This window comes from Paenibacillus kribbensis, assembly GCF_001705305.1.
Classification (GTDB): domain Bacteria; phylum Bacillota; class Bacilli; order Paenibacillales; family Paenibacillaceae; genus Paenibacillus; species Paenibacillus kribbensis_B.
Map to the genome: position 1 here is coordinate 304784 of NZ_MCBP01000003.1, position 25558 is coordinate 330341.

Annotated in this window: 21 protein-coding genes; 20 read left to right on the plus strand and 1 reads right to left on the minus strand. The window is 48.1% G+C overall.

What is annotated here, in order from left to right; translation table 11 throughout:
- The first annotated feature begins 2 nt into the window (after positions 1–2).
- The 16 genes from BAZ21_RS07325 to BAZ21_RS07400 all read left to right on the plus strand — a co-directional run bounded on the left by BAZ21_RS07325 (position 3) and on the right by BAZ21_RS07400 (position 16761).
- Positions 3–566 (plus strand): putative phage tail protein, encoded by a 564-nt coding sequence (locus BAZ21_RS07325; RefSeq protein ID WP_141694955.1) that lies wholly within the window; start codon positions 3–5, stop codon positions 564–566.
- Positions 567–568: 2 nt separating this feature from the next.
- A complete protein-coding gene (locus BAZ21_RS07330; protein ID WP_068498558.1) occupies positions 569–3139 on the plus strand; it encodes a hypothetical protein in 2571 nt (856 codons plus the stop codon).
- Positions 3140–3151: 12 nt separating this feature from the next.
- On the plus strand, positions 3152–3763 hold the full coding sequence (locus tag BAZ21_RS07335; RefSeq protein ID WP_068498560.1) for a hypothetical protein: 612 nt from the start codon (positions 3152–3154) through the stop codon (positions 3761–3763).
- A 59-nt stretch (positions 3764–3822) separates the two neighbouring features.
- Entirely contained in the window at positions 3823–4089 is a 267-nt protein-coding gene (locus BAZ21_RS07340; RefSeq protein ID WP_068498562.1) for a hypothetical protein, read from the plus strand.
- A 116-nt stretch (positions 4090–4205) separates the two neighbouring features.
- Positions 4206–4997, plus strand: a complete 792-nt coding sequence (locus BAZ21_RS07345; protein ID WP_068498564.1) for a putative phage tail protein — start codon at positions 4206–4208, stop codon at positions 4995–4997.
- Positions 4998–5110: 113 nt separating this feature from the next.
- Positions 5111–5500, plus strand: a complete 390-nt coding sequence (locus BAZ21_RS07350) for a phage tail-collar fiber domain-containing protein (RefSeq protein WP_068498565.1) — start codon at positions 5111–5113, stop codon at positions 5498–5500.
- 14 nt (positions 5501–5514) lie between these two features.
- Positions 5515–6192 (plus strand): phage tail protein, encoded by a 678-nt coding sequence (locus BAZ21_RS29530; protein WP_256020066.1) that lies wholly within the window; start codon positions 5515–5517, stop codon positions 6190–6192.
- A gap of 15 nt (positions 6193–6207) precedes the next feature.
- Positions 6208–6501: a hypothetical protein gene (locus BAZ21_RS07360; RefSeq protein ID WP_068498567.1), complete on the plus strand. Its 294-nt coding sequence runs from the start codon at positions 6208–6210 to the stop codon at positions 6499–6501.
- Between the two features lie 287 nt (positions 6502–6788).
- The gene (locus BAZ21_RS07365; protein WP_068498568.1) at positions 6789–7235 is read left to right on the plus strand and encodes a phage holin family protein; all 447 of its coding nucleotides are present in this window, start codon (positions 6789–6791) and stop codon (positions 7233–7235) included.
- A 168-nt stretch (positions 7236–7403) separates the two neighbouring features.
- A complete protein-coding gene (locus tag BAZ21_RS07370; protein ID WP_068498570.1) occupies positions 7404–8369 on the plus strand; it encodes a glycoside hydrolase family 25 protein in 966 nt (321 codons plus the stop codon).
- Positions 8370–9096: 727 nt separating this feature from the next.
- Positions 9097–10752 (plus strand): ABC transporter substrate-binding protein, encoded by a 1656-nt coding sequence (locus tag BAZ21_RS07375; RefSeq protein ID WP_068498573.1) that lies wholly within the window; start codon positions 9097–9099, stop codon positions 10750–10752.
- Between the two features lie 30 nt (positions 10753–10782).
- Complete coding sequence (locus tag BAZ21_RS07380) at positions 10783–11787, plus strand: ABC transporter permease (protein WP_068498576.1); 1005 nt, start codon at positions 10783–10785, stop codon at positions 11785–11787.
- Positions 11788–11822: 35 nt separating this feature from the next.
- On the plus strand, positions 11823–12734 hold the full coding sequence (gene nikC, locus BAZ21_RS07385) for a nickel transporter permease (protein WP_068498578.1): 912 nt from the start codon (positions 11823–11825) through the stop codon (positions 12732–12734).
- A 400-nt stretch (positions 12735–13134) separates the two neighbouring features.
- Positions 13135–14550: a deoxyguanosinetriphosphate triphosphohydrolase family protein gene (locus BAZ21_RS07390; protein WP_068498581.1), complete on the plus strand. Its 1416-nt coding sequence runs from the start codon at positions 13135–13137 to the stop codon at positions 14548–14550.
- A 69-nt stretch (positions 14551–14619) separates the two neighbouring features.
- On the plus strand, positions 14620–15552 hold the full coding sequence (locus tag BAZ21_RS07395) for an MsnO8 family LLM class oxidoreductase (protein ID WP_068498583.1): 933 nt from the start codon (positions 14620–14622) through the stop codon (positions 15550–15552).
- Positions 15553–15774: 222 nt separating this feature from the next.
- Positions 15775–16761, plus strand: coding sequence for a methyltransferase domain-containing protein (locus BAZ21_RS07400; protein ID WP_068498584.1), 987 nt, complete (start codon positions 15775–15777; stop codon positions 16759–16761).
- Positions 16762–16770: 9 nt separating this feature from the next.
- Here the strand turns inward: BAZ21_RS07400 and BAZ21_RS07405 are convergent, their stop codons facing one another.
- Complete coding sequence (locus tag BAZ21_RS07405; RefSeq protein WP_068498586.1) at positions 16771–17727, minus strand: D-2-hydroxyacid dehydrogenase; 957 nt, start codon at positions 17725–17727, stop codon at positions 16771–16773.
- Positions 17728–17982: 255 nt separating this feature from the next.
- Between BAZ21_RS07405 and thpR the strand changes: the two genes are divergently transcribed.
- From thpR to gltB, 4 genes are all read left to right on the plus strand, one after another.
- Positions 17983–18570: an RNA 2',3'-cyclic phosphodiesterase gene (gene thpR / locus BAZ21_RS07410; protein ID WP_068498589.1), complete on the plus strand. Its 588-nt coding sequence runs from the start codon at positions 17983–17985 to the stop codon at positions 18568–18570.
- A gap of 102 nt (positions 18571–18672) precedes the next feature.
- On the plus strand, positions 18673–19485 hold the full coding sequence (locus BAZ21_RS07415; RefSeq protein ID WP_068498591.1) for a cell wall hydrolase: 813 nt from the start codon (positions 18673–18675) through the stop codon (positions 19483–19485).
- Positions 19486–19641: 156 nt separating this feature from the next.
- Positions 19642–20325, plus strand: a complete 684-nt coding sequence (locus tag BAZ21_RS07420) for a metal-dependent hydrolase (protein ID WP_068498592.1) — start codon at positions 19642–19644, stop codon at positions 20323–20325.
- Between the two features lie 462 nt (positions 20326–20787).
- A complete protein-coding gene (gene gltB / locus BAZ21_RS07425) occupies positions 20788–25386 on the plus strand; it encodes a glutamate synthase large subunit (protein WP_068498594.1) in 4599 nt (1532 codons plus the stop codon).
- Positions 25387–25558: the final 172 nt, after the last annotated feature.

Sequence of the window (25558 nt, forward strand, 5' to 3'; positions counted from 1 at the left end):
ATATGAAGGATCAAATGAGCAGCTTGCGAGGACGTGAGCTGTTTTCTCATTTGCCTGCCTATTATGAAACCTCGCGTGTGATGCGTTCTGATATGGATGCGAAGGGCAGCGAATTGGACTCCTTGTATCTCGCAATGGATGCAACGGTGGGGCAGTTTTTCGTACGTACCGCTACGTGGGGGCTGGAACGCTGGGAAATGGAGCTGGGCATCGAAACCGATCTTGGCAAGCCGTTGGATCAGCGGCGTGCGGTGGTGGAATCGAAGCTCCGAGGGGCCGGGACTTTTTCTGGGCAGCTTGTCAAAAATGTAGCCGAAGCGTATGACGGGGGGACGGTAGATGTTACTTTTCACCCGGCTGAATGGGGATTCACGGTCAAATTTATCGATACCATCGGACTTCCGCCTAATGTGGATGATCTTAAAGCAGCTATCGAGGAGATCAAGCCCGCTCACATGGCGGTTGAGTACAAATTACGCTATCTGACCATTGCCGAGGTCGAGTCTATGACCCTCTATGAAAATGAACATACAACACAGGATAGATATCTAGGAGGTGGCGCATAATCATGGCAAGTGAAAAAACACCAAATCTTGGCTTGAATCAAATTGACCGCACGTCGCCCAAAACCACGTATTTTGATCTGGAGAAGTATTTGGATCAAAACTGGCGCACTGTAGACAATTTTGCAGGTGATGTGAATGATGGTGTGAATGAGATCAAGAAGCGTCTGGATACGACGGAGCGTAAGACGGTAACGCTGGAACCCGGGGTGCAGATTGTTCATGCGGAAAAGGCTGCGCCCTTTTCGCTCACAGGGCTGAGCGGGCGTACGTTGGTGAATTTGTTGGGACGTGATGGGAACTGTGAAGCTACGACAGGCTGGAATGTGACAGGTACACTAGAAGTCGACACTGGCACCAGAACAAGTGGCGCAAACTCAATTAAAGTCTCACTAAACGCTGCATCGGGGAATATAAACAGGGCGGTAAACACAGTTTCTGGAAAAATGTATGTACTTTTGGCTGATTTAAAAAATGGGTCTACATCACGCGCCTACGTATCTGTTAACGGTGTTGCTAACGGTAACGATGTAACTGGTACTGTATTTGGCACATCATTCCTACGGTTCACAGCTACGTCGAAATCTCACGTCGTCGCTGCTGTAGGCTCGGGCACAAGTGGAAACGCCTTTAACGTTGATAGCTTCCGCCTTTACGAAGTCAGCACCGGCGAATACGCAGCACTCGCCAGTATGACCGCCGATCAGGTTGCTACGAAATATCCATACGTAGACAGCGTAACTCCCGTACGTAATCCATATGCGATCCGATATGGCGAGAATTTATTACCGCCATTTTATGAATGGTTAACAACAGGTCATAAAATATCAATTGATTCGCCGTATTCTATTGAGGGAGAGCTTTTAAGCGGAGCAATTGGGACGGATGCATATGCAGTTACTTATCTTGATGTAATTCCGAACAAAGAGTACACCATTACTAATCCGGCTGAAAGCACAGGAAAAGTACGGATATCCGCGTTTAACGCCGCAGGAACACGTATTCAAGGCATATTTATTAATCCTGGTGAATCACGAGTTATAAAAATGGATGCATCTGCTGTTCGAATCGGTGTGAATGTTAGTGGTGTTACACAATACACGAATGAATTTAACGTTGATGCCTGGAGTTGGCCTGTAGGTACGAAACGTAAAATTTATTCCCCAATGCTCAACATTGGAAGCACCGCCAAACCCTTCAAACCGCGTGAGGATTCTATGATTGCGTTGCAAACAGATCTGTACGCAGACCCTGTTACGGGAGCGAATGCGGATACAATCTTTGAACGTGAGGGGCAATATTTCAAAAGTAAAAAGTGGCAAGGAGTGACACTGGATGGCTCATTGCCGTGGGTTTACTTCACGTCAGCAGCGGGGTATAAAGTTGTTCGGATACCTGTCTCTAATGGATTAGTTGACAGTGAGAGGATAACAAAGTTCGACGGCAAGCTGATTCAACATGTTTTCCCGCTGAGTGGGCCGGATCAATCCCATCTTAGTCCCGAATCCGGTGTTGTGGGTCTATCCATCTCTAGTGCAGACAGTGGATGGGGAGACAACTACACACCGACAGCCGATGAGATCAAGGCGTATTTTATGGGCTGGATAATGTATGATGGATCGATGAATGGCGGAAATGCTAACCCTGATACCCCATCAGGTAATGTGTATAATGGCACCGGGTCGAAAGCTTGGTGCCGCCGTACTAATGGAGTGACTCGAGCTTTTTCGGACCCTACAGCTACACTACCAACAACTCTAGCGCCAAAATGGACGCCTTACGAGCTTGTCTACCAACTCGCAACACCTACAGTAGAGCCTATTGTTAGCGAAGGGCAGCTAACGCTTACTGATGGAGACAATCAGGTAGAAGTCAGTTCGGGGATTGTGCTGCGGGAACGAGCGTCAGTCTTTGAATATAATAATACGGCCTTTATTGGGGCTAAAGCGCATGTTACCAGCTATTTGAGTACCCCATCAAGAAAAATACTAGGAGTATATGCTAATGGCCGAAAAGATTCGAAATGGAGACTTACTACTGCATATGATTGGGCTTATGCTGAGACTCCATCCACCAATTACGATAAAACAAAAACCTATACAATTTCATTTTTAACTCTAGCTCAGTCACCTGTAGTCCCAATCATAGGCTCATACGCAATCAACGAAAAAACTCTACTCGCGGATTTGGTGGGCGGCGTGCAACAGGCAGCATCGCGGGTGTCGGTGCTGGAGAACAAAAAAGCTGATAAGGATAACCCTGCCTGGATTACACCAACATTGCTAAATGGATGGTCTTCCTCAAGGTTCGGAGTCCTTAAAACGAGCAATGGTATAGTGTTTTTCCGAGACGCTATCACAGGAGGAGTTACAGCCCCTGCCACAATAGCTTTTACCCTTCCTAAAGGATACAGGCCCTCCACCAGAACAGAGATAAGGGTGAGGTCTAGCGCAGGCGGAGGAGTTGAGTCGAACAACTCCACTGTCATAATAAACGTAGACGGCACTGTGCAGGTTCAAAACACCATATACACGGCTGTGTGGCTGGACGGGGTATCGTTCATAGCCGAACAATAAGGAGGAAAACATATGAAATTAATACCTAAAGTAAATACAGACGGCCTCTATCTGGAGGACGTGTTGGTGGACGATGCCTTTTCGGGCGTCGTCCCTTTTTATATTCATTCTTCGCTCACACTACCTGATACAGATCAGCAGCTTGACACCTATCAAGTTACTTCTGGTAGTTCGAGTACTACAGACGAAGCGAATTCAGAACCTGTCCCCGCTGGTTATACGGTAGGTATTCCTGTGCCACCGGGCCTATACCATCCTCATTTTGACATCCAAGATTGGATCATCTATGAAGCAGAATATGGCGAAAAGCTGAAAGAAGCCAAAAAGGCGTATGAGCAACTCAGCAAGGAAGCTCACATTGCATTTCAGAAGTTGCATGATGAATGGAAAAGCAAGCTGGAAAACGAACGTGGGGATGAACCTGTATATTCTGCACCGACATTTACGGCTCCAGAACGAAGAGACTCAACAACATTCTGGAGTGAAGGATTAAGTGCTGAAGCAATCAAGGAATTGACACAAAAAGCGGAACAGCAGCCAAGTGAAGCAGACCAGTTACAGCAGCGCATTGCCGATCTCGAAGTGACACTGACCCAGCTCTTGCTTGGCAATACAGGTAAATAACGTGTACTGATTGCTATATATAGAAACCAAATTTATACAAAAGAGGTGAAGTCATCACTATGGCAACTCTAACAGAGACTCAATTGCGTATTTGTGCTCGTGCTTGCATCACCCGTTATGACCAGGGAGAGGGCGATATAGCGACCATCATTGGAAGCTACGCTTTAGATGAAAAACAATGTAAACAGGTGATGAAAATGATCTTATCCCATCGTTCTGATCTGGTACTGGATAGCGTAGAGGATTCGTCATCTATGGAGGTTTCCAATACACAGCGAGAAACGGTTAAATGGTATAGCACTATTTTTCGCAAAAAAACAGTATAGAGAACAGAGCAAAAAGCAGCTTGTACCCAAAGGAGGAATAAGCATGTATGAAAGAATGAATCCTTTTAAAAGGATTCAATTTCGGTCAGGCGGCAGAGCTGGGGATGTGATTATCAATGGGCAGTGATCTAAAAAATCAAATGAGCAACGTACGAGGCCGGGAGCTATTTTCTTATCTGCCAGCCTATTACGAAGCATCCCGTGTCATGCACGTCGATATGGATGTTAAGGGTAGCGAGTTGGATGCTCTATATCTCGCGCTCGATGATACGTTAGCCCAGTTTTATGTTCGCACTGCCACTTGGGCACTGGAACGTTGGGAGATGGAGCTAGGCATCCCGATTCATTTGGAAAAGCCATTGGAGCAACGACGATCCGTTGTGGAATCTAAACTCCGTGGGAGCGGCAAATTTTCAGGGGATTTAATACGGAAAATCATGAACTCATTTGGTGTCGATGGACAAGTAGATTTTGAACCGACCGAGTACAAGTTCGGTATAAGCTTTGAAAACCGTATCCCTGAAAATATGGTTGATTTTAAAAAGATCATAGAGGATATTAAGCCTGCTCACCTTGCTTTTTATATGAATAACAAGACTAGGCTTGCATTTCTTCATAAGAATGAAATAGTTCCTCGTATTCGATTACGTTCGAGAGTTCGTTTTTTTGGCGGGAGGCCGTGGTATTTTGATGGCATTGAGCTGCTGAATGGAGTAGCTTCATTGTCCGGGTGGACTGGGGAACGTTTACGGAATTCGAACCTTATCAAGCTAGCTATCATGCATCATGTGAATAATTATCAGGAAGGCAGTATGAAGATTCGAGACCATTATTGGAAGTTGGATGGGAGTTTGAAGCTGGATGGCAATCAGATATTAAGCTCAACTGAGACAGTTATTTCCATCTAAAAAATATATGCAGCTCATTCAACGCTGGAAATAGCTTGGAAACGGGCATGGCTGCCCTGCGAACTAATTAGCCAAGAATAAATTTTAATTTGAAAATAGAAAGGATGGTAAGCATGGCAGAACAAGTTCTGACAATTACGACTGCTTACGCAAGAGAACAAATGGCGCGTGCCCGTTCTGAGGGAGGAACGTTGACAAAAGTGATAAAAATGGCGTTTGGCAGCGGAGGTGTAGATCAAGCGGGGAAGCCACTGCCTTTGGACGGAACAGAACAGGCGTTGAAAAAGGAACTGATCCAGAAGGATATTACCAGCTATGAGTTCATTGCCCCTGCGACAATCCGTTATATCTGTTCACTTGCGGAAACTGAATTGGCGGGTGAGACGATTAATGAGCTTGCTTTGGTAGATTCAGCGGGTAAGCTGACGGTCGTTCGTACGATGAGCAACAAGGTCAAGGACGGTGATATGGAGTTTATTTTCGAGATTGATGACATTTATTAAGGAGGATGAAAAGTATGAGTATACAACAGCCACGCAGATTTGTTACTACTGATCAGGGACATGCGGACGTTCTAAATGTACCGATTGATACACTTTATGCGAACGATCAGGAATTGGCCGCGCAGGTGGAAAGCATCAAAAAGGATCCGGCTGGAAACGGTGTTGCTTCCAAGGAAGCATTGGAAAGTCACGCCAGCAATACAGACCTACACGTTACAGCAGCCAAGCAAGTGGCATGGAGTGCAGCAGAGGGGAATGCCAAGAAGTATACAGAGCAATACGCAGCTCCAAAGCAGCATAGTCACCCGGCATCGGATTTGCCATCAGCGTCAACACAGTCGAGAGGAATTGTACAGCTTAATACATCTACAGGAAGCACGGCTACAGATCAAGCAGCTACACCAAGTGCGGTAAAGGCAATTGGTGATGAATTACGGCAACTTATCAATAATGTAAAGGAGATGGGGGTTGTGAAAAGCATACAAAGATTTAGTATCTCTAGTAATGTACCAGACGGTATTGTTAACATTGCTCCTGTTAATGTTCAAAAAACAATGTTAAACTTGACAACTTTTGGAGACGACGGTACTCATAAGGCCAGTATTATAAACTCAACGCAAGTCCAATTTACTCACTCACGAGGTGGAGAGAATTATATTTTCGCAAGTTTTGAAGTCATAGAATTTAATTAAGGTGGGGGTGTTGGTATGAAATATTTTGCTCAGTATAATAACGATTATGAAATTTTTGCGGTATCACAGAGCATGGAAGCACCAGCAGGCGATAAAGTGATTGAAGTTGATGGGTTTGATGTGTTAGGGAATATATACCATCCTGACACAGATGAGTTTGAAAAAATTCCGGTTTCTAAGCCTAAGCTATCTGCTGAGGAAAAGCTTCGGGAAGATATTGAGGTGTTAAAACAAGCTGATCTGGATAACAAAGAGACAATTGCAGGACTGATTCAGCTCATTATGTCACAGCGTACCGAAGTTAAGTAAATTTTCAAGAAGAGTTTTTTGCTTTGACATAATCACTGAAGGAGGTAATCCGATGGACGATAAAATCAAAAAAAGCATTCGCGCTAACTTTCGTTCATCTTATTCTATCTGGTCGTCGTGCGATTGAGGTGTGCTAATAGTGCTGAAAGACATGGTTAAGAAGAATTTGGATTTAGCAAAAACAGAACAAGCATAACTCACACGCCTACGACAGAGCGTGTTTTTTTATGCCTTTGGACAACCCAAGGGCATTCATTTTACACCTTGATTCAAAAGGGGGAACAAATATGCATGAAAAAATCGATCAGATTTGGCTGGGGTTTTCCACGGGGACCCTGATCGGTTATTTTTTCGGAGGGTGGACGACGATGCTGACGTTGTTGCTATGGATGGTCATTATCGACTTTTTCACCGGCTGGGCGGCGGCCTGGATTAATGGGCAATTGAAAAGCCGCCAGGGCTATTATGGTGTTTTTCGCAAGGTAACGGTGTTTTTGATGATTACGGTGGCTCATCTGATCGACGGTATTCTGGGGGATGCACATTATTTCCGGGATGCCGTCGTTTTCTTTTATTTGGCGAATGAGCTGCTGTCCATTATTGAAAATGTGGGCAGAATGGGGGTGCCGATGCCGGATATTTTGCGGAATGCGGTGGCCATTTTTGAATCCAAGTCGAGTGGAAAAGAGAACAAGCCAACAGCCCCTTCCGACAAAGGGAATAAAGCTTCATAAAAGTGTCATCCGTAACTCAGTACAAGGGTTGCGGTGAAGGGAATCCGCTTTTGCCCTATTTTCGGCACAAAGATGGAAAAGCCCGGACCGTTTCAGTGGTCCAAGCATATGGATAACCAAGACATAGTCGGGATACAAGATTACAAATAGATAAGGAGGGGACGCCTTATGCAAAATCGCAGTTCTAACGCTGCCGAAGGCATTGATGTGTCACGTTACCAGGGAACGATTGATTGGAAACGTGTACGTGCTGATGGCAAATCCTTTGTATTTATTAAAGCGAGCCAGGGACAGCGCTACGTCGATCCGACGTTTATCACGAATGCAAAAGGGGCGAGAGCAGCCGGGGTTCTGCTGGGAGCTTACCATTTTGTAGATGCGACCAGTGTCAACGCAGCAAAAGCGGAAGCAAGGCATTTCGCTGAGGTGCTGGATCAGGTGGGTGGTGCCAAAACGCTGGATTTTCCAGCGGTGATGGATTATGAAAACAATCCGGGCGGGCTTAGCTCAGCCGCGATTCACGAGGTCGCGCTCGCATTTTTAACGGAGTTTGAACAGGTAAGCGGCCGCAAGCCGATGGTATATACGGGCAATGCCTTTGCTGCCCATTTTAAAGCTCCGCTCGGCAGCTATGAGCTGTGGATCGCACGCTATAGCACGAGGGTGCCCAGTGATACCGTGGCATGGAAAAGCTGGGATTTTTGGCAATACAGTGATAGTGGACGGGTTGATGGAATTCAAGGACCTGTTGACCTGAATGTATATGCCGGCACAGAGGCCGAGCTACGTCAGGCATTTGCAGGAGAAGAGGAGGATGAGCCGATGACAGCAGAGGAAAAAGCGGCATTTATGGCCTTGCAGCAGCAGGTCGCTGCGCTTGAAAATAGCAAGGATGTGCTCAAACAAACATTGAATGAACAGAGTGCATATGTTAAAAAAGTAGACCAGCGAGTAGCTGAACTGGAGGCCCGCCAGTCTATGCCTGTTCCGGCATGGGCGAAGGAAGCAACGGCTGCCGCTGTAGCATTTAATCCGGCAAGTCCGATTGTGGATGCGAAGCTGCCAAGCAGCTACGATTTTTATCGTTTATTGGTCGTGCTGAACCGTCTGGGTGTATTTAAAACAACCAAATAATCTTTTGCGAATCTTATGCCCGGAAGGAATTATTTCATGTGAGCCAAGCCATTACGCCTGAAATATAAATAGACAGGCGGTTCAAGGCAACCGCCTGCCCTTATTGTAAAATACGATCAATAGGTTGAACATACATATCCATAATATTTCGCTATATGGCGATCATTTCTCCATCGTCAAAGGAGCTCAAGTCGCCGCAGTAGGTTTGGTGCTCGATACATTTTTGAACTAAAGTCATGCTCCTGCTGGAAAATGAGAATTACGAGCAGGAGCATTTATTTTAATATGCTTGTGTAAGCTTGTTTGTGATATTAATTAACATGATGTATAAAAATATATCAAAATGTATGAAAAACACCCTTGTCTGCTTCCAGATTTTATAGTAAAGTATCCATTAATCAACTTTGTTTGAACATAATATTCACTGCTTGTGAGTATATGTCACACTCTCACCACGAGCTAACATACTCCGCTTCGTTTTAATTACATCTACTGATTATACTCTAAAGCACTCAACCACTAGATTAAGAAAGTTTCTATACCCGTATTTTCCTAAAAAAAGCCTGTCCATAGAATCTACATACCTGCCCTGCTATTACACCATTTGATGGACTCGGAACTTGGGACTACAGCTTGAGGACAAGCTTGTCATGCCAGCCCATAGTGATTGGCTTCCATCCAGTATCAACGAATTAACAATATATAAGGTGTGAAAGGGGTTTGCTGCATGAGCAAAAAGTACGCAAAACACAAAGTCTGGACCGTACTGCTGGTGCTTGCGCTGGGAGTTGTTCTGGCGCTTTCCGGTTGTGGAGGATCAGGTGAAGGAGCGAAGCCAGAGGCAGGACAACCACCAGGCGGAGCAGGAGAAGGCGTGCAGGATACGCTAATTTATGGGCGCGGTGGAGATTCCGTGGCGCTGGACCCTGCCATTGTAACAGATGGCGAATCCCTAAAAATCGGGCACCAGGTATTTGATTCCCTGTTGGAGTACAAGGACGGCACAACGATTGTACAGCCGGGATTGGCAGAGAGCTGGGAAGTATCACCAGACGGTTTAATATATACGTTCAAGCTGCGTCAGGGCGTAAAATTTCATGACGGAACTGACTTTAATGCGGAAGCGGTTGTTTTCAATTTTGAGCGCTGGGCTGATCCAAAAAGTCCATATAAATATGAGGGAGACTCATTTGATTACTATGATTCCATGTTTGGCTCTGAGGAAAGCCGGGTGATCAAATCGGTCAAGGCAGTAGATGCCAGCACCGTTCAATTTACGCTGAGTAAGCCGCAGGCTCCTTTTCTGCAAAATTTGGCTATGACTTCCTTTGGGATTGCCAGCCCTAAGGCTGTTCAGGAGAAAAAAGCTGATTTCAAAAGCAATCCGGTCGGTACAGGGCCGTTTGTATTTAAGGAATGGAAACGGAATGACTCCATCACGTTGGAGAAAAACCCAACCTATTGGAAAGAGGGGCAGCCGAAGCTGGCCAAGGTCATTGTTCGTTCCATACCCGACAATACCGCGCGATTTAATGCTTTGCAAAACGGGGAGATTGATCTGATGGACGATATGAATCCGGATGATGTGAAGCAGTTGGAAGGTAACAGTGAGTTAGTGAAAATTGAACGTCCATCCTTTAACGTGGCGTACATTGGTTTTAACTTGAAGAAAAAGACATTCAATAATCCCAAGGTGCGGCAGGCGCTGAACCACGCAGTGAACAAGCAGGCCATTATTGATGCATTGTTTGCCGGGCAGGCCAAGCCTGCGGTCAATCCGATGCCGCCTACGTTATGGGGATATAACGATAGTATTCAGGATTATGCCTATGATTTGGAAAAGGCTAAATCTTTGCTGGCGGAAGCGGGTTTTCCTAACGGACTTCCTGAGCCGTTAACCTTCTATGCCATGCCTGTGTCTCGTCCGTATATGCCTGACGGCAAAAAGGTGGCAGAGGCCATTCAGGCTGATTTTGAAAAAATTGGTGTCAAAGTAAACATTCAATCCCCGGAATGGGCTACGTATCTGGATGATCTTAAAGGGGGAGAGAAGGACGACTTGTATATGCTGGGATGGAACGGGGATAATGGCGACCCGGATAACTTCTTGTACACACTGCTGGACAAGGATACGATTCCAGGCAATAACCGCAGCTTTTATGTGAATGAGGAACTGCACAAAGTTTTGGTAAAAGCTCAAACAGAAATAGATCAGGACAAACGTACTGAGCTGTATAAGCAAGCACAAGAAATCATTAAAAAGGATGCGCCTTGGATTCCTTTGGTACACACAACACCTGTGATGGCAGGAAAAACAACCCTCAAAGGCTATGTACCTTCTCCAACAGGCAGTGAGTCGTTCGGTAATATTTATTTTGAATAGCCCAAACGCAGGGCAGGCGGTGAATTGGATATGAATGCATATATTGTTAAAAGACTGGCCGTGTTGATTCCTGTATTGCTGGGCATGACACTTATCGTGTTTTCGATTATTCATGCTATTCCGGGCGACCCCGCGGAAACCATACTGGGAGACAAGGCTACAGAGCAGTCCAAACAGGCGCTACGCGAGCAACTGGGATTGGATAAGCCATGGTTACAGCAATATGGAGCCTATCTGGGGGAGCTGGCACATGGAGATTTGGGCGATTCCATTCGTACCAGACAGCCGATTGCCCGGGAAATGGTTCCTTATCTGGCGGCTACACTGGAGCTGACGGTGGCAAGTATGTTTTTTGCCATTGTGGTCGGGATGAACGCGGGCATCGTGAGTGCCTGGAAGCGAAATTCCTGGTTCGACTATGTCAGTATGGTCATAGCGCTTGTCGGGGTGTCGATGCCGATTTTTTGGTTGGGCTTGATGGAGCAGTGGGTATTTGCGAATAAGCTGCATTGGCTACCTTCCATCGGACGCATGAATTCTCGTGATCCGGTAGAGGCCGTGACACATCTGGCGATTATTGATGCGATCATAGGAGGGCGTATGGATCAGGTGTGGACCGTTATCAAGCATTTGATTCTGCCGAGTATCGCACTGGGTACTATTCCGATGGCGGTCATAGCACGTATTACCCGTTCCAGCATGCTGGAGGTTATGGATGCGGACTATATTCGCACGGCTCGGGCGAAAGGGCTGGCATCTTTTCAAGTGGTGTACAAGCATGCGCTTAAAAATGCCGCCATCCCCGTACTTACCGTCGTCGGTCTTCAAACCGGCTCGCTGCTGGGCGGCGCGGTGCTGACGGAAACCATTTTTGCATGGCCCGGCATCGGACGGTACATTTTTGAAGCGATCAGTTCGCGTGACTATCCGGTCATTCAAAGCGGAATTTTGATCATTGCGTTTTTGTTCGTCATCATCAATCTGATTGTCGATTTGCTGTACGCGGTTCTTGACCGACGTATCCATTATCAGTAATCAAGTCGTCAATTGCTCAAGGGGGAGCTTGTCCGATGTCACAATTTTCGTTGGAACCCAACAACATATCGAAGACACGCACTAACTTGACACATTCGTCGGTCGTGTCCGGCCCTTGGAGAGACGCGTGGAGAGCATTTCAGCATAATAAAATGGCGTTCGTCGGTCTGAGTATTATTGTCTTCTTTGTTATCATTGCTTTGATCGCGCCGTGGATTGCTCCTTTTGATTATAAAGAGCAAAACCTGGTTAGCCGCTTGCAGTCTCCTTCGGCAGAGCATTGGTTCGGTACGGACGATCTCGGTCGGGATTTGCTGAGCCGCACGCTGTATGGAGCCCGAATTTCGTTGTGGGTCGGCTTTCTGTCCGTTATTGGTTCAATGATCGTCGGGACAGCTTTAGGTCTAATCGCTGGATTTTATGGGAAATGGGCAGATATGGTCATTTCGCGGCTGTTCGACATTTTACTGGCGTTTCCGGGGATTTTGCTGGCAATTGCCATTGTGGCCATTTTAGGGCCTTCACTGGAAAATGCGCTTTACGCCATTGCGATCGTGAATGTGCCAACATATGGACGTTTGGTTCGCTCCAAGGTGCTCAGTGTCAAAACGGAGGAATATATTACGTCTGCCAAAGCGCTTGGGGCGAACAATGCACGAATTATACTGCGTTATATTTTGCCGAATAGCCTGACGCCCATCATTGTGCAGGGAACGTTGGGGATAGGGACAGCGATCATTGAAGCAGCGGCGCTTGGATTTCTCGGCTTGGGCGCACAACCTCCTGAACCGGAGTGGGGCAAAATGTTGTCAGATTCGCGTCAATATATCCAGAACGCGCCGTGGACGGTTATTTTTCCGGGTATATCCATTATGCTGACCGTATTGGGCTTTAATCTGATGGGTGACGGGCTGCGGGATGTGCTCGATCCGAGGGCGAAGCGTTAGGGCAAAAGGGGCGAGGTACTTTTAGCGCCAACTGCGCATTTTTTAAGTTTTACTTATATACTTCAATTTAAATAGAAGAAAAGAGGTGTTCCCTGAATCTAATGGCGGGGGAGCACCTTTTTTGTATGATATTTCTCGTGTTGGAGTAGAACTGAAAAAGTATATAGAAAACGGAGCAGGCGGAATGGTGTTGTACAAGCGAAGCGGTCGCTTTTGTCCCCGGATTTCTACCCTAATATAGGCATTATTCTAGAAATCCGGGGGCGGTGGCGATGGGAAGCACCATCCGACTGCGCAGTGGCGCTAAAAGTAACTTTTACAGTTGAAAGTCATGTAAGCTTTCCTGTGACGTGAAAAAAATGTATAATCACTCCAATTGAGTACGTAGGGAGTGGGCTTTATGACATGGCAGAACAAGAGAGAGCATCGGCAATTTGCGGAACAAACACGAAGCGACGCTTCACGGGCAGCGTATGAGCGGGATTACTCCCGATTAATCCATTCACCGACATTCCGTCGGCTGCAAGGCAAATCACAGGTGTTTGGTGCAGGTACGGGCGACTATTACCGTACACGGCTGACGCATTCTCTGGAGGTAGCGCAAATTGCGCGTGAAGCAGCACGCAGCTTGCTGCGGCGTCATCCTGAGGTAGAGCTGGAGCGGGCGGATAACGCCGGGCTGATCATTGACTCCGAGGTGGTGGAATGCGCGTCGATTGCACATGATTTTGGGCATCCACCATTTGGGCATAAGGGCGAAGAGGTGCTGGACGGGATTTTGGATCAGCTCATTGAGCAGAAGGTGGAAAAGATAGCCGCCGCAGGAGGCTTCACGCCAGAGTCCAAGCAGGGGTTGCAGGCCTATGCGCGCGAGCGGCAAATCTATGAGCATTTTGAAGGGAATGCGCACAATTTTCGCCTGATTATGTTTTTGGAGAAGCGCGAGAATGTGGACGGTCTGAATTTGTCGGACGCTGTATTATTGGGGATTAACAAGTACCCGTATCCGGGTATTTTGAATAAAAAAGGGATGTACCTGCATGAGTGGGAATACATTCGCTCCATTCGCCAGGATTGGGGAATCCCGGACGGTAAAAAAACGCTGGAAGCTCAGCTGATGGACCTGTGTGACGATATTGCTTATTCTGCACATGATCTGGAGGACGGGATTAAGGCAGGCAAGATTGAGGTGCACGAGCATTTTTTATATGATCCGTATTTGATTCGTCTGATTACGGAAAAAATCACGACGTTGGAGGATAGCTTCTGGCAAGGCTGGCAGCTGGCTCAGATTGAGCAGAAGGTAGCAGCAGTGCTGAGCGAATTTTTGAAGGTATGGAATGGCAAGATGCCGATATGTGAACACGATTATTCCCGCACACGTCGTGAAGTAAAGGCATATTGGGTCAGCTTGTTTGTCAGTAGCCTGGGTGTAATTGATGACGGGAATTGGAAAAAGGTGACCTTCGTACGGGAGGGTAGCGAGGATTTGGATATGCTCCGCACAGTGAGTGTGCTGAAAAGCTTTGCCTGGGTTACGATGATTCGCGATTTGCGCGTACAGCGGCTGCAAAAACGAAGTGAATGGATGCTCAGACGGCTATGGCTGGCTTTTCTGGACCCTGAGACGTCGAAGTCCATTATTCCGACCGACTGGCTCCAGCGCTATGAGCGCGACCAGGCCAAGGCGAAACCGATCTGGACATGGGAGCATATGGTCATCGACTATATTGCTGGCATGACCGACGCTTTTGCTGAAAAAATCTATAATGAGTTATATGGCCTGAAGGTAGGTTCCATTTATGATCTGGACTGACCTTGAATTTTAACCCTATATAGTAGAAGGAACTGGTTTGTAATTGATAGAAGGGAGGGAGGAATATCTATGCAATTTCGGTTTTTATCTATAAAATCGTTGAATCTCGGTGTGCTCGATATGGTGCCGTTGCTGCCCGGCAACCGTCCGGAGCAGGCGGTTCAACGAGCTGGTGAGCTGGCGAGACGGGCGGAAGGATGGGGGTATACACGCTATTGGACCTCGGAGCACCATGATATGGAGGGGCTGGCTTCCTCCAGCCCGGAAGTGCTACTGTCTCATATCGGGGCGATGACGAAGACAATCCAACTGGGTGCAGGTGCTATTTTGCTCCCGCATTATAGTCCGGTCAAGGTAGCGGAATGGTTTCATCTGCTGGCTGCTCTATATCCGGGCAGGGTCGAGTTGGGCCTTGGGAGAGCACCTGGTGGTGGGCCCCATGCTTCAATGGCATTGAGCGGCAACTTTCTTCAGCATGTGGCTGAACTGCCACAGACGATGGAAGCCCTGCTGGCTTTGCTGGAAGGCACCTACGAGTATGAGCAGGTGCCTGTATTTGCCCGTCCGATGCCTGAACAGCCGCCAGCCCTGTGGATGCTGGGGACAAACCGTATAAGTGCCGAATATGCCGCCCGGTATTCGACGGGCTATGTGTTCGGTCAATTTATGAGTGAGCAGCAAACGGTGGATATGCTGAACATTTACCGTTCCGGCTTTGAGCCATCCAAACGTATGAACAAGCCGCGTACCATGGTTGCTATAGGGGCGGTATGTGCCTCGACGAATGAACAGGCGCAGCAATGGGCTGCACAAATTACATTAGGCGATCCGGCAATGCGAGCCAGTTGGCTGGTGGGAACACCATCGGATATTGTCGAACGTTTGCATAGCCTGCAGGTTGAATACGATAATGATGAGTTCCTCTTGGTCACACCGATTCCCGATTATGAACAACGGCTTGACTCCTATCGTCTGATCGCGGAGGCCGTACATGCTATATAAGTTGAACTAAAAAATGTGCAAGTAAAACGGAGTAGGCGGAATGGTGCTGTACAAGCGAAGCGGTCGCTTTTGTCCCCGGATTTCTACCTTGATCATAGGCTTTATTTCGGAAATCCGGGGGCGGTGGCGATGGGAAGCACCATCCGTCTGCGTAGTGGCACGATAGGTAACTTTCAAGTTCAACTTATATAGCTGTCATTCTAAATGAAAAGAGATTTTTACATGAACAAACATGAAATAAACACGAACGAAACGAAGCAAAGGTACATATACACCTATGCGTGCCATGAAACAGAGCGAGAGCTATGCCTTTTGGAATTAAAATGCTTGTTCGGTCAGCCGCCTGAGCATGACTCCATCCTGTTGTCCGAGCGGCGGCTGGAGCCTGGGACCAGCCCGTTTATTCATCTTCGGCTGGATATAGCCGTGGATGCAGGTACGCTGGAAGAGCTGTGCGAAGCAGCTTCCACGCTGCAGCTTGAAGACGGAAAGACCTTCAAGGTACTGTGTTTCAAAGAAGGCGACAATGATGCCGACTACGACGAGCGGCGCGGGATAGAACGTCGGATTGGCGCACGTATTCAGGGACAGGCGCAAATGAAGGAACCGGATATCACTTTGGGCGTGATCAGGGCAGGAGAACGGTGGTTACTGGGCCAGTGCATGCATAGCGATCGTTCCTGGCTGGAGCGCCGTCAGAAACCGCAGAATTATTCTACGGGATTGCCGGTTCTAGTAGCCAGGGCGCTTGTCAATTTGGCAGTTTGTCATGCAGTAGTGCACGAGGCACATGCCGACGGACTAAAGCTGCTGGACCCGTGCTGCGGCATGGGCAATGTGATGATTGAAGCACTAAGCATGGGGAAACAGATTCACGGTTATGATATCAACCCGTTGGCGGTACGCGGAGCGCGCGTTAATTTACGTCATTTTGGATATGAGGAGGATCTGGTGAAGCTCGGGGATATGAATATGGTGAAGGGCACGTACGATGCGGCTATATTGGATATGCCCTATAACCTGTGCTCCGTGCTCCCTGCTGATGAACAAAAGCAGATGCTGCGCAGCTTAAGACGTCTGGCCGCACGGGCGGTGATTGTGAGCACGGAGCCGTTGGAAGCATTACTATCCGAGTCAGGTTGGACCCTTAAGGAGCAATGTCGCATACGCAAAACAGGGTTGAGCCGGGAAATATGGGTCTGTGAGTAAGTTGTTTTGTTAATACTGAGCTTTGTAGCTTACCAGATTCAGCGGCAGCTCCTGCTTAGCAGTATAGGCTTTCAAGTTGGTAAGAAAAATATCTACCGCCCGTTCAGCATAATGATCCGTGTCACCTGCAATATGCGGTGTGATCAGGACATGGTCCAGACTCCATAGTGGATGTGACGCGGACAGCGGCTCTTTCTCGAATACGTCCAGCCCGGCAAAGGCAATATGCTGTTGCTCCAGTGAGCGTACAAGCGCATCCGTATGGACGGTGCCGCCACGGCCTACATTAATGAAGAAAGCTCCTTTACGCATGGCTGCAAATGCTTTTTCGTCAAAGAAGTGACGGGTTTCCTCCGTGAGCGGTAAAATGTTCACCACGATATCCGCAGCTCCCAACGCATCGTGTAATTGTTCGTTGGTGTACATGCGCTCTACATGGGGAGCATCTTTGCCGGAACGCCGAACCCCGATCACCCGCATGCCAAAGGCTTGTGCAAGCCGAGCCGTTTCACGGCCAATTTCGCCAACACCTGTTATCAGTAGCGTTTTACCACGTAATTCCGTCAGTTGATCTTCCGGTGGCTGCCATGTTTTCTGACGCTGCAAGAGAGCTGCTTGCTGCAAATAACGTGTATGCGATAGCAGCATGCCGAAAATCTGCTCCGTTATCGGAATCGCATGTACGCCACTGGTATTCGTAAGTAAAATATTGCGCTTTTCCAGCTCGGTAAGTGGCAGCTTGTCAATTCCCGCCGACCAGGTTTGTATCCATTTCAGCTTGCTGTCCGGATGCAGCGCCTCCTCGGCAATATGCTTGGACCAGCCTAAAATAACCTCGGCCTGCCGGATCTGTTCAGCCCCTAATTCTTGGGCTTTGCCAATGATCAGCTCGCAGCCCGGAGCTGCTGCACGAACTTGCTTTTCTTGTTCTTCAGTTAGCTGGTGTAAACTTAAGATACTTCCCATGATTCATAGCCTCCTCGACTTTTGATTGAGCTTGAAGCTTCCAATATCTTCTGGCGAACCATCCTTTCAAGGATAACAGATTGTCGGAAAAATTGCATAAAGTAGGGGAGATAGCAGCTTTCCGTGTCACGATAAATGACAACGTTACTATAAATAACAGCGTCACTATAAATAACAACAAATGGCTTTATCCAAATGTAAGTTATCCCAAACAGCAACTTGTCAATATACTTGCAGGAAAGGAGTCGGAAATGGATGGAAAAGGCATCAACTACACAGTCGCAAAGACTTTTTACGGCCATTGCCATTCCAGATGAGCATAAGCTGAAGCTGCGCCAATGGGCGGAGCAGGATTTGGACGATCTGTCCTTTCGAAAATGGAGTGATTTCAGGGACTACCACGTGACACTTCAGTTTTTGGGCGATGTGGCGGCTTCGAATATTCCAAAACTAGAGCAGGCTTTATATCAGGCTGCAGCCGAGCATGCTCCGTTCACGCTCGGGGTTGGAGAAGCAGGCTTTTTTGGCCGGGAGCAATTTCCACGTGTATTGTGGAGGGGAGTTACCGGGCAGCGGGAGTCACTGGATCGGTTGTATCAGTCCATACTTCGGGCTACCGAACCGCTCGGTTTTAAACCTGAGGAACGACCTTATCGGCCCCATATTACCGTAGCTCGTTCATACACAGGACAGCAGCCCGTTCCGGTGTCAGTTTGGCAGCCAAATGCCCGAATTGCCGTGCCGTGGGAAGTGGAACAATTTGTTTTATATGCAACTCGAATGGGGCAAAAACCGATGTACCAAATAATTCAAACGTTCCCATTATTAAGGCGAAACCCTTGATCTATCAGCTAATTTAGTGATATAGTGTTTCAGCGTTATTCAAAAAGCGCATTTTGGGTTACATATCTGAGGAATGTGCTTAAAGTTAACGGGAGGAACATTATGGAAATTGTTAAAGAATATCGTTGGTTTGCACCTCTTTTGAGTGTGCTGCTTGTTTGTATATTGGGGATAGGACTCTATGCTGAGGTTCAGCAAACACAGAAAAATCATAAAAATGCATCTATGCAATCTCTGAGCTGGTCAGGGAACTCTACGGCTCCTTCATATGGCGACAGGATGGGGACCCATAACGGGTCAAACAGGACAAGCCCCATCTTTGTTGCGGCTCATGGGCAGCCAAGCTGGAAAGAAATCATGCCGACTCCTTTACCCGCTTCCCAGATGAAGCAGGCGGAACAAGCTCGGAATAACGTTACCACAGGCACGAAAAAGCCTGATGTCCAGCACAGCAAGTCCGCAATCCTAACCCCTCCTACAACCATCTACTTTACGAAGACAAAAATGCTCACTCAGGATGACAAGGCGTTGTCTACCTGGAGCTATCCTGTCTCCGCTAAAGAACTGCTCCTGCTGCAAAAAATAGTGATGGCAGAAGCAGAAGGCGAACCGTACGAAGGCAAAGTGGCAGTTGCCAACGTTGTCTTAAACCGGCTGCGGTCAGCCTCATTTCCCGATACGATTCAGGCTGTAATTTATCAAAAAGCGCAATTTAGTCCGGTCGCGAACGGGCGTCTTCGTCGTGTCCAACCGAATCAGGACAGCATCCGTGCGGTTAACGCTGCTTTGAACGGCCATAAAGCCGTGCCTGATAATACCTGTTTTTTCCTGTCGCTTACGTTGGCCCAGGATCTTACGGTTCATCATTCGCAGACCAAGGTGAAAACAATCGGCCATCATACCTTTTATAAATAAAGGCAGTCTTCTACAAATAACAGCTCTTTCTAAACAGCAGGGCTTATCTTTGTGATCGTATTTTACATACAGGTGAAGCTTGTATGCATAAAATGGTATAATGGATAAAGGAAAGTAACCTAAATAATGAAAGTGATAAATGGAGGCGCAGACGATATGAAAATCACATATTACGGACATTCAGTTGTGCTGGTGGAAGCAGAGGGAAAACGGATTATTATTGATCCTTTTTTGACAGGTAATCCCAAAGCAACCGTACAAGCTGAGGACATTCAGGTGGATGCGGTGCTATTGACACACGGCCATGCCGATCATTTTGGAGATGCTGTTGAAATTGCCAAGCGCAATGACTGTCCTGTAATCGCGGTGGCGGAACTGGCTGACTATTGTTCGTCCCTGGGAGCCAAAGCTCACGGTATGAACCTTGGCGGTGGTCATCAATTTGACGGCTTCCATGTAAAATTCACGCTTGCGTTCCACAGTTCGTCTTTGACGGTGGATGGCCAAACGGTATACATGGGAGAGCCGGCAGGGATTTTATTGACCATGGGAGGCAAAACATTTTTCCATGCAGGGGATACCGGCTTGTTTGGCGATATGCGTCTTATCGGAGAAACCAACTCCATCGATGCTGCGGTACTGCCCATTGGAGATGGTTATACGATGGGACCGAAGGATGCGCTGCTGGCAGCAAAATGGCTGCGTGCAAGCCGCGTAATACCGGTGCATTATAATACCTTCCCGGGTATTAAGCAGGACGGAGACGCCTTCTGTGACCGTCTGCACAAAGAAGGAATTGAAGGGAAAGCCTTAAAGCCCGGCGAAAGTCTCGAATTTTAATTCGTATGGCCTGAATTGCGGGCATACGCCGATCGTCAGCCTCTCTATCAGATATGCTCAGTCAGCCTTTTCTGTTCCTTGTGGGAATGGGAGAGGCTGTTTTTTTGAATGCATATTTATACATAAAAATGATATCTTTTTACATTGATACGTTGATGCTGTAATGTAAAAGATTTATTATCGCAATTATAAAAACTTTGAATTGCTAACATGATAGGTCAATGATAAAATGATAGAACTAATTAGATTCATCAGTGGAATCGACGTATTTTTCAAGTCAAGCCATTGCATAATTATTGAAAAACATGCGCATTCGGCGGACCGTACCGCCTTGAATACGTCATAGGTTTTGTCCCCCATTCCTCGTTGTTGTTCTTTGATTTACCTCTTGTTGCCACTGTCTTCTATTCGGCCGCCTGTATTTCAGGCCAGCATGACTTTATAACAGAAAGGTTGCGTTCCATGAGACAGACAGGTTTACCACCCAAACAGGGACTATATGATCCCCAATTCGAAAAAGACGCCTGCGGCATGGGCTTTGTTGCCCACATCAAGGGAAAACCATCACACGATATTGTAAGTCAGGCTTTGACCATGCTCGTCAATATGGAACATCGGGGCGGTCAGGGAAGTGAACCAAACTCCGGCGACGGAGCGGGGATTATGATTCAGGTGCCCCATCTGTTTTTTCAAGAGGAAGCGGAGCGCTTGGGCTTCAAGCTGCCAAAGGCCGGACATTACGGCGTAGGCATGCTTTTTGTATCCAATGATCCAAAGGTCCGTGAGGCACATGAGCAAAAGCTGAGAGAGATCATCGTGGACGAAGGTCAAAATTGCTTGGGCTTCCGCGATGTTCCGACTTATGACGAAATGCTGGGCAAATCGGCAAAAGCGGCTAAACCGGGCGTGCGTCAGGTGTTCATCGGCCGCAGTAGCGATTTGAAGGAAGAGCTGGACTTTGAACGGAAGCTGTATATCATTCGCAAACGTGCAGAGCTTGCTATTCGTTATAACCAAGAGGAGCAGAACGGCGAATCATTCTATATTCCGAGCTTGTCATGCCGCAAGGTTGTATACAAGGGAATGCTGACAACCGAGCAGGTGGGCAAATTTTATTTGGATTTGCAGGATGAGCGGGTGACATCGGCGATTGCGCTGATCCATTCCCGTTTTAGTACGAATACGTTCCCAAGCTGGGATCGTGCGCATCCTTACCGTTTTATGATTCACAACGGTGAAATTAACACCATGCGCGGCAACGTGAACTGGATGCATGCGCGTCAGGCACAGTTTGAAAGTGATACGTTTGGCGAAGATATCACGAAGGTAAAACCAGTCATTAACCCGGATGGTTCGGATACAGCCATGTTTGATAATACGCTGGAGTTTCTGTATCTGAGCGGACGTTCCTTGCCGCATGTAGCTATGATGATGGTGCCGGAGCCTTGGAACAAACATGAGACGATGGACCCGAAAAAACGGGCATTTTATGAATATCACAGTACCATGATGGAGCCGTGGGACGGGCCGGCAGCGATGGCGTTTACGGACGGTATCCAAATCGGGGCGATTCTGGACCGTAACGGCCTGCGTCCTGCGCGTTACTATGTGACCAAAGATGATCTGATCGCACTGTCTTCAGAGGCGGGTGTGCTGGATATCGCTCCAGAAAATGTGCTGTACAAGGATCGTCTCCGTCCAGGCCGGATGCTGCTGGTGGATACCCAGGAAGGGCGCATCATTTCTGACGAAGAGCTGAAAGAACGTATCGCTTCCGAGGAGCCTTATCAGCAATGGCTGGATGAGCATTTGGTTGATCTGGAGGAACTGCCGGAGGCATTGGAACAGCCGGAGCCGAAGCACGAAAATGTTAACCAGCTTCAGCTCGCATTTGGATATACGTTTGAAGAACTGCGCAAGCTGCTGGAGCCGATGGCGCTCACAGGTGCGGAGCCGATCGGATCGATGGGGTACGATGCTCCACTTGCGGTACTGTCTGATCGTCCACAACGTTTGTACAACTATTTTAAACAAATGTTCGCGCAAGTTACCAATCCGCCGATTGATGCCATTCGTGAAGAGATTGTAACGTCGACGGCAACTACGATTGGACCGGAGCGCAATCTGCTGCATCCAGAGCCGGAAAGCTGTCGTCAGATTCGTTTGGACTCACCGGTGCTGTCCAATGAGGAATTTGCCAAAATTCGCCATGTACACCGTCCGGGCTTCAAGTCGATGACGATTCCGATCTTCTTTGAAGCAAAGGAAGGCGCAGAAGGCTTGCGTAAGGCACTGGATGGACTGTTTGAAGCGGCTGACCGTGTCATTGACAAGGGGCATAACATCCTTATTCTGTCTGACCGTGGAGTGGATGCAGACAATGCGGCCATTCCGGCGTTGCTGGCTGTTTCCAGCCTGCATCACCATCTGATCAAACAGGGTACACGCACACGTGTAAGCATTTTGCTGGAGTCCGGAGAGCCAAGAGATGTTCACCATTATGCGGTGCTGCTTGGCTACGGCGTGAGCGCGGTTAACCCGTATCTGGCTTTTGAAACGCTGGATGTCATGATTCAGCAGGGCTTGCTGCGCGGCATTTCGCACGAAAAAGCAGTTAAAAATTATATTAAGGCAGCTACCAAGGGTGTCGTAAAAATATTGTCCAAAATGGGTATTTCCACGATTCAATCCTACCGTGGAGCCCAAATTTTCGAGGCTGTAGGTCTGAAGCAGGATTTTGTTGACCGTTACTTTACCTGGACGCCTTCCCGCATTGGCGGTATTGGTCTGGAGGAAGTGACTACGGAAGCGTTGGCCCACCATAACCGTGCTTTTACCGACAAGGACGGCAACGACAAGGTGCTGGATTCGGGCGGCGAATACCAATGGCGTAACGACGGGGAAGAGCATTTGTTTAACCCGCAAACGGTACATTTGCTCCAGCAATCCGTTCGTTCGGGAGACTACGAGCTTTACAAGAAATACGCCAAGCTGGTGCAGGGTGAATCTGAACAGTATTTGACGATCCGCTCTATGCTTCAACTGAAGTCTGTCGGTGAGCCTGTACCGCTGGATGAAGTGGAATCCGCTGCATCCATAATGCGTCGTTTTAAAACAGGAGCTATGTCTTTCGGCTCCATTAGCCAGGAAGCCCATGAAGATATGGCGATTGCAATGAACCGTATCGGCGGGAAGAGCAACACGGGTGAGGGAGGGGAGAACCCTGCACGTTTCATACCGGATGCCAATGGCGATTCGCGTCGCAGTTCGATCAAGCAGGTAGCATCTGGCCGATTCGGTGTAACGTCGAATTACCTGGTGAATGCCGACGAAATTCAGATCAAAATGGCGCAAGGCGCGAAGCCGGGCGAAGGCGGACAGTTGCCGGGACGCAAAGTGTACCCTTGGGTCGCCGAGGTACGTGGTTCTACTCCAGGTGTAGGCTTGATTTCGCCACCGCCGCATCACGATATTTATTCAATCGAGGATTTGGCGGAGCTGATCTACGATCTCAAAAACGCTAACCCGCGTGCTGATATTAACGTGAAGCTGGTGTCAGAGGTAGGCGTCGGCACGATAGCTACGGGGGTAGCTAAAGGCCGCGCTGACATTATTCTGGTCAGCGGCTACGATGGCGGCACAGGTGCTTCTCCGCAAGGCTCCATCCGTCATGCGGGGATGCCTTGGGAGCTGGGTCTGGCCGAAACGCATCAGACGCTGATGCTGAATAACCTGCGCGACCGCGTGGTGCTGGAGACAGACGGCAAGATGCTGTCTGGCCGCGATTTGGTGGTAGCTGCCCTGCTGGGTGCAGAAGAATATGGTTTTTCTACAGCGCCACTCGTGGCATTGGGCTGTATTATGATGCGGGTATGCCAAATGGATACATGTCCGGTTGGTGTGGCTACGCAGAATCCGGAGCTGCGCAAAAATTATATGGGAGATCCTGCCCATGTGGTGAATTTTATGCGTTTTATCGCAGAAGATGTCCGTGAAATTATGGCGGAGCTGGGCTTCCGCACGATTCAGGAAATGATTGGGCGCACGGATTGTCTGGATACCGTGAACGCCGATTCGCACTGGAAGAAGAAGGGCGTAGATCTGAGCTTGCTGCTGCATGCTCCTGAGCTGGAAGACGGAAGCGTGCGTTACCGTGTACAACGCCAAAATCACGGCCTGGAAGAAACGCTTGATATGCAGAAGCTCGTACCGATGGCTGCGGAGGCACTGGCGAACGGAACGCCTGTAGAGGGGAACCTGCCTATAACGAACGTGAATCGGGCGGTAGGTACAATTCTGGGCAGCGAGGTCACTCGTAAGTATGGCGCAGCAGGTCTGCCTGAAGATACCATTCGCTTTAACTTCGTTGGATCGGCAGGTCAGAGCTTCGGGGCATTTATTCCGAAAGGTATCACGCTAAGTGTGGAAGGCGACAGCAATGACTACGTCGGTAAAGGGTTATCTGGCGGTAAGGTTATTGTGAGAAAATCTCACAAAGCGACCTTTAAGGCTGAAGAGAACATTATTATTGGAAATACAGCCTTGTATGGGGCGACCAGCGGGGAAGCTTACATTAGCGGAATTGCTGGAGAACGCTTTGCCGTTCGGAACTCCGGGGCACGTATTGTTGTCGAGGGTGTCGGCGATCATGGCTGCGAATATATGACGGGCGGGCGTGTAGTTGTACTGGGCGGAACCGGACGGAATTTTGGAGCCGGGATGTCTGGAGGGATTGCATATGTCTATGATCCTGAGGGAACGTTCCTGAACCGCTGTAATCTGGAAATGGTGTTGCTGGAAGGCATGGAAGACCCTGCGGAAGCAGCGGAGCTGCGCGGCTTGATTCAGCGCCATGTCACTTATACGGGCAGTGAAGCAGGACAACGTATTTTGGATGACTGGCAGATTGCGGTTCAGCAGTTTGTTCGGGTGATTCCAAAGGACTATAAGCGTATGATGGAACAGATACAAAAAGAAGAGGCAACTGGTCTGAGCGGGGATGAAGCTCTGTTGGCAGCGTTTGAAGCCAATATGCGTGAATTGGCACGCGCTGGGGGCTAATACAGCCCCACCCAGTTTATTAAAAAAGGACTTGCTGAATACCGCTGTTATAATCACGGTGGTACCAGCAAGTCCCTTTTTAGTTTGGTTAAAATGTAATTTATGTCCTTGACAAACGTCACAAACTCTGACATTACCCCGAAAATGTTTTCCTGAAACGGTAGATATATTA

Bases quoted from the DNA above. Each gene is read 5' to 3' on its own strand.
- BAZ21_RS07380 (WP_068498576.1), top strand. From the start codon at position 10,783: ATGAATGCATATATTGTTAAAAGACTGGCCGTGTTGATTCCTGTATTG.
- BAZ21_RS07335 (WP_068498560.1), top strand. From the start codon at position 3,152: ATGAAATTAATACCTAAAGTAAATACAGACGGCCTCTATCTGGAGGAC.
- BAZ21_RS07370 (WP_068498570.1), top strand. From the start codon at position 7,404: ATGCAAAATCGCAGTTCTAACGCTGCCGAAGGCATTGATGTGTCACGT.
- BAZ21_RS07340 (WP_068498562.1), top strand. From the start codon at position 3,823: ATGGCAACTCTAACAGAGACTCAATTGCGTATTTGTGCTCGTGCTTGC.
- gltB (WP_068498594.1), top strand. From the start codon at position 20,788: ATGAGACAGACAGGTTTACCACCCAAACAGGGACTATATGATCCCCAA.
- BAZ21_RS07325 (WP_141694955.1), top strand. From the start codon at position 3: ATGAAGGATCAAATGAGCAGCTTGCGAGGACGTGAGCTGTTTTCTCAT.
- BAZ21_RS07420 (WP_068498592.1), top strand. From the start codon at position 19,642: ATGAAAATCACATATTACGGACATTCAGTTGTGCTGGTGGAAGCAGAG.
- BAZ21_RS07365 (WP_068498568.1), top strand. From the start codon at position 6,789: ATGCATGAAAAAATCGATCAGATTTGGCTGGGGTTTTCCACGGGGACC.
- BAZ21_RS07415 (WP_068498591.1), top strand. From the start codon at position 18,673: ATGGAAATTGTTAAAGAATATCGTTGGTTTGCACCTCTTTTGAGTGTG.
- BAZ21_RS07345 (WP_068498564.1), top strand. From the start codon at position 4,206: ATGGGCAGTGATCTAAAAAATCAAATGAGCAACGTACGAGGCCGGGAG.
- BAZ21_RS07330 (WP_068498558.1), top strand. From the start codon at position 569: ATGGCAAGTGAAAAAACACCAAATCTTGGCTTGAATCAAATTGACCGC.
- BAZ21_RS07400 (WP_068498584.1), top strand. From the start codon at position 15,775: ATGAACAAACATGAAATAAACACGAACGAAACGAAGCAAAGGTACATA.
- nikC (WP_068498578.1), top strand. From the start codon at position 11,823: ATGTCACAATTTTCGTTGGAACCCAACAACATATCGAAGACACGCACT.
- BAZ21_RS07350 (WP_068498565.1), top strand. From the start codon at position 5,111: ATGGCAGAACAAGTTCTGACAATTACGACTGCTTACGCAAGAGAACAA.
- BAZ21_RS07390 (WP_068498581.1), top strand. From the start codon at position 13,135: ATGACATGGCAGAACAAGAGAGAGCATCGGCAATTTGCGGAACAAACA.
- thpR (WP_068498589.1), top strand. From the start codon at position 17,983: ATGGAAAAGGCATCAACTACACAGTCGCAAAGACTTTTTACGGCCATT.
- BAZ21_RS07375 (WP_068498573.1), top strand. From the start codon at position 9,097: ATGAGCAAAAAGTACGCAAAACACAAAGTCTGGACCGTACTGCTGGTG.
- BAZ21_RS07360 (WP_068498567.1), top strand. From the start codon at position 6,208: ATGAAATATTTTGCTCAGTATAATAACGATTATGAAATTTTTGCGGTA.
- BAZ21_RS07405 (WP_068498586.1), bottom strand. From the start codon at position 17,727: ATGGGAAGTATCTTAAGTTTACACCAGCTAACTGAAGAACAAGAAAAG.
- BAZ21_RS07395 (WP_068498583.1), top strand. From the start codon at position 14,620: ATGCAATTTCGGTTTTTATCTATAAAATCGTTGAATCTCGGTGTGCTC.
- BAZ21_RS29530 (WP_256020066.1), top strand. From the start codon at position 5,515: ATGAGTATACAACAGCCACGCAGATTTGTTACTACTGATCAGGGACAT.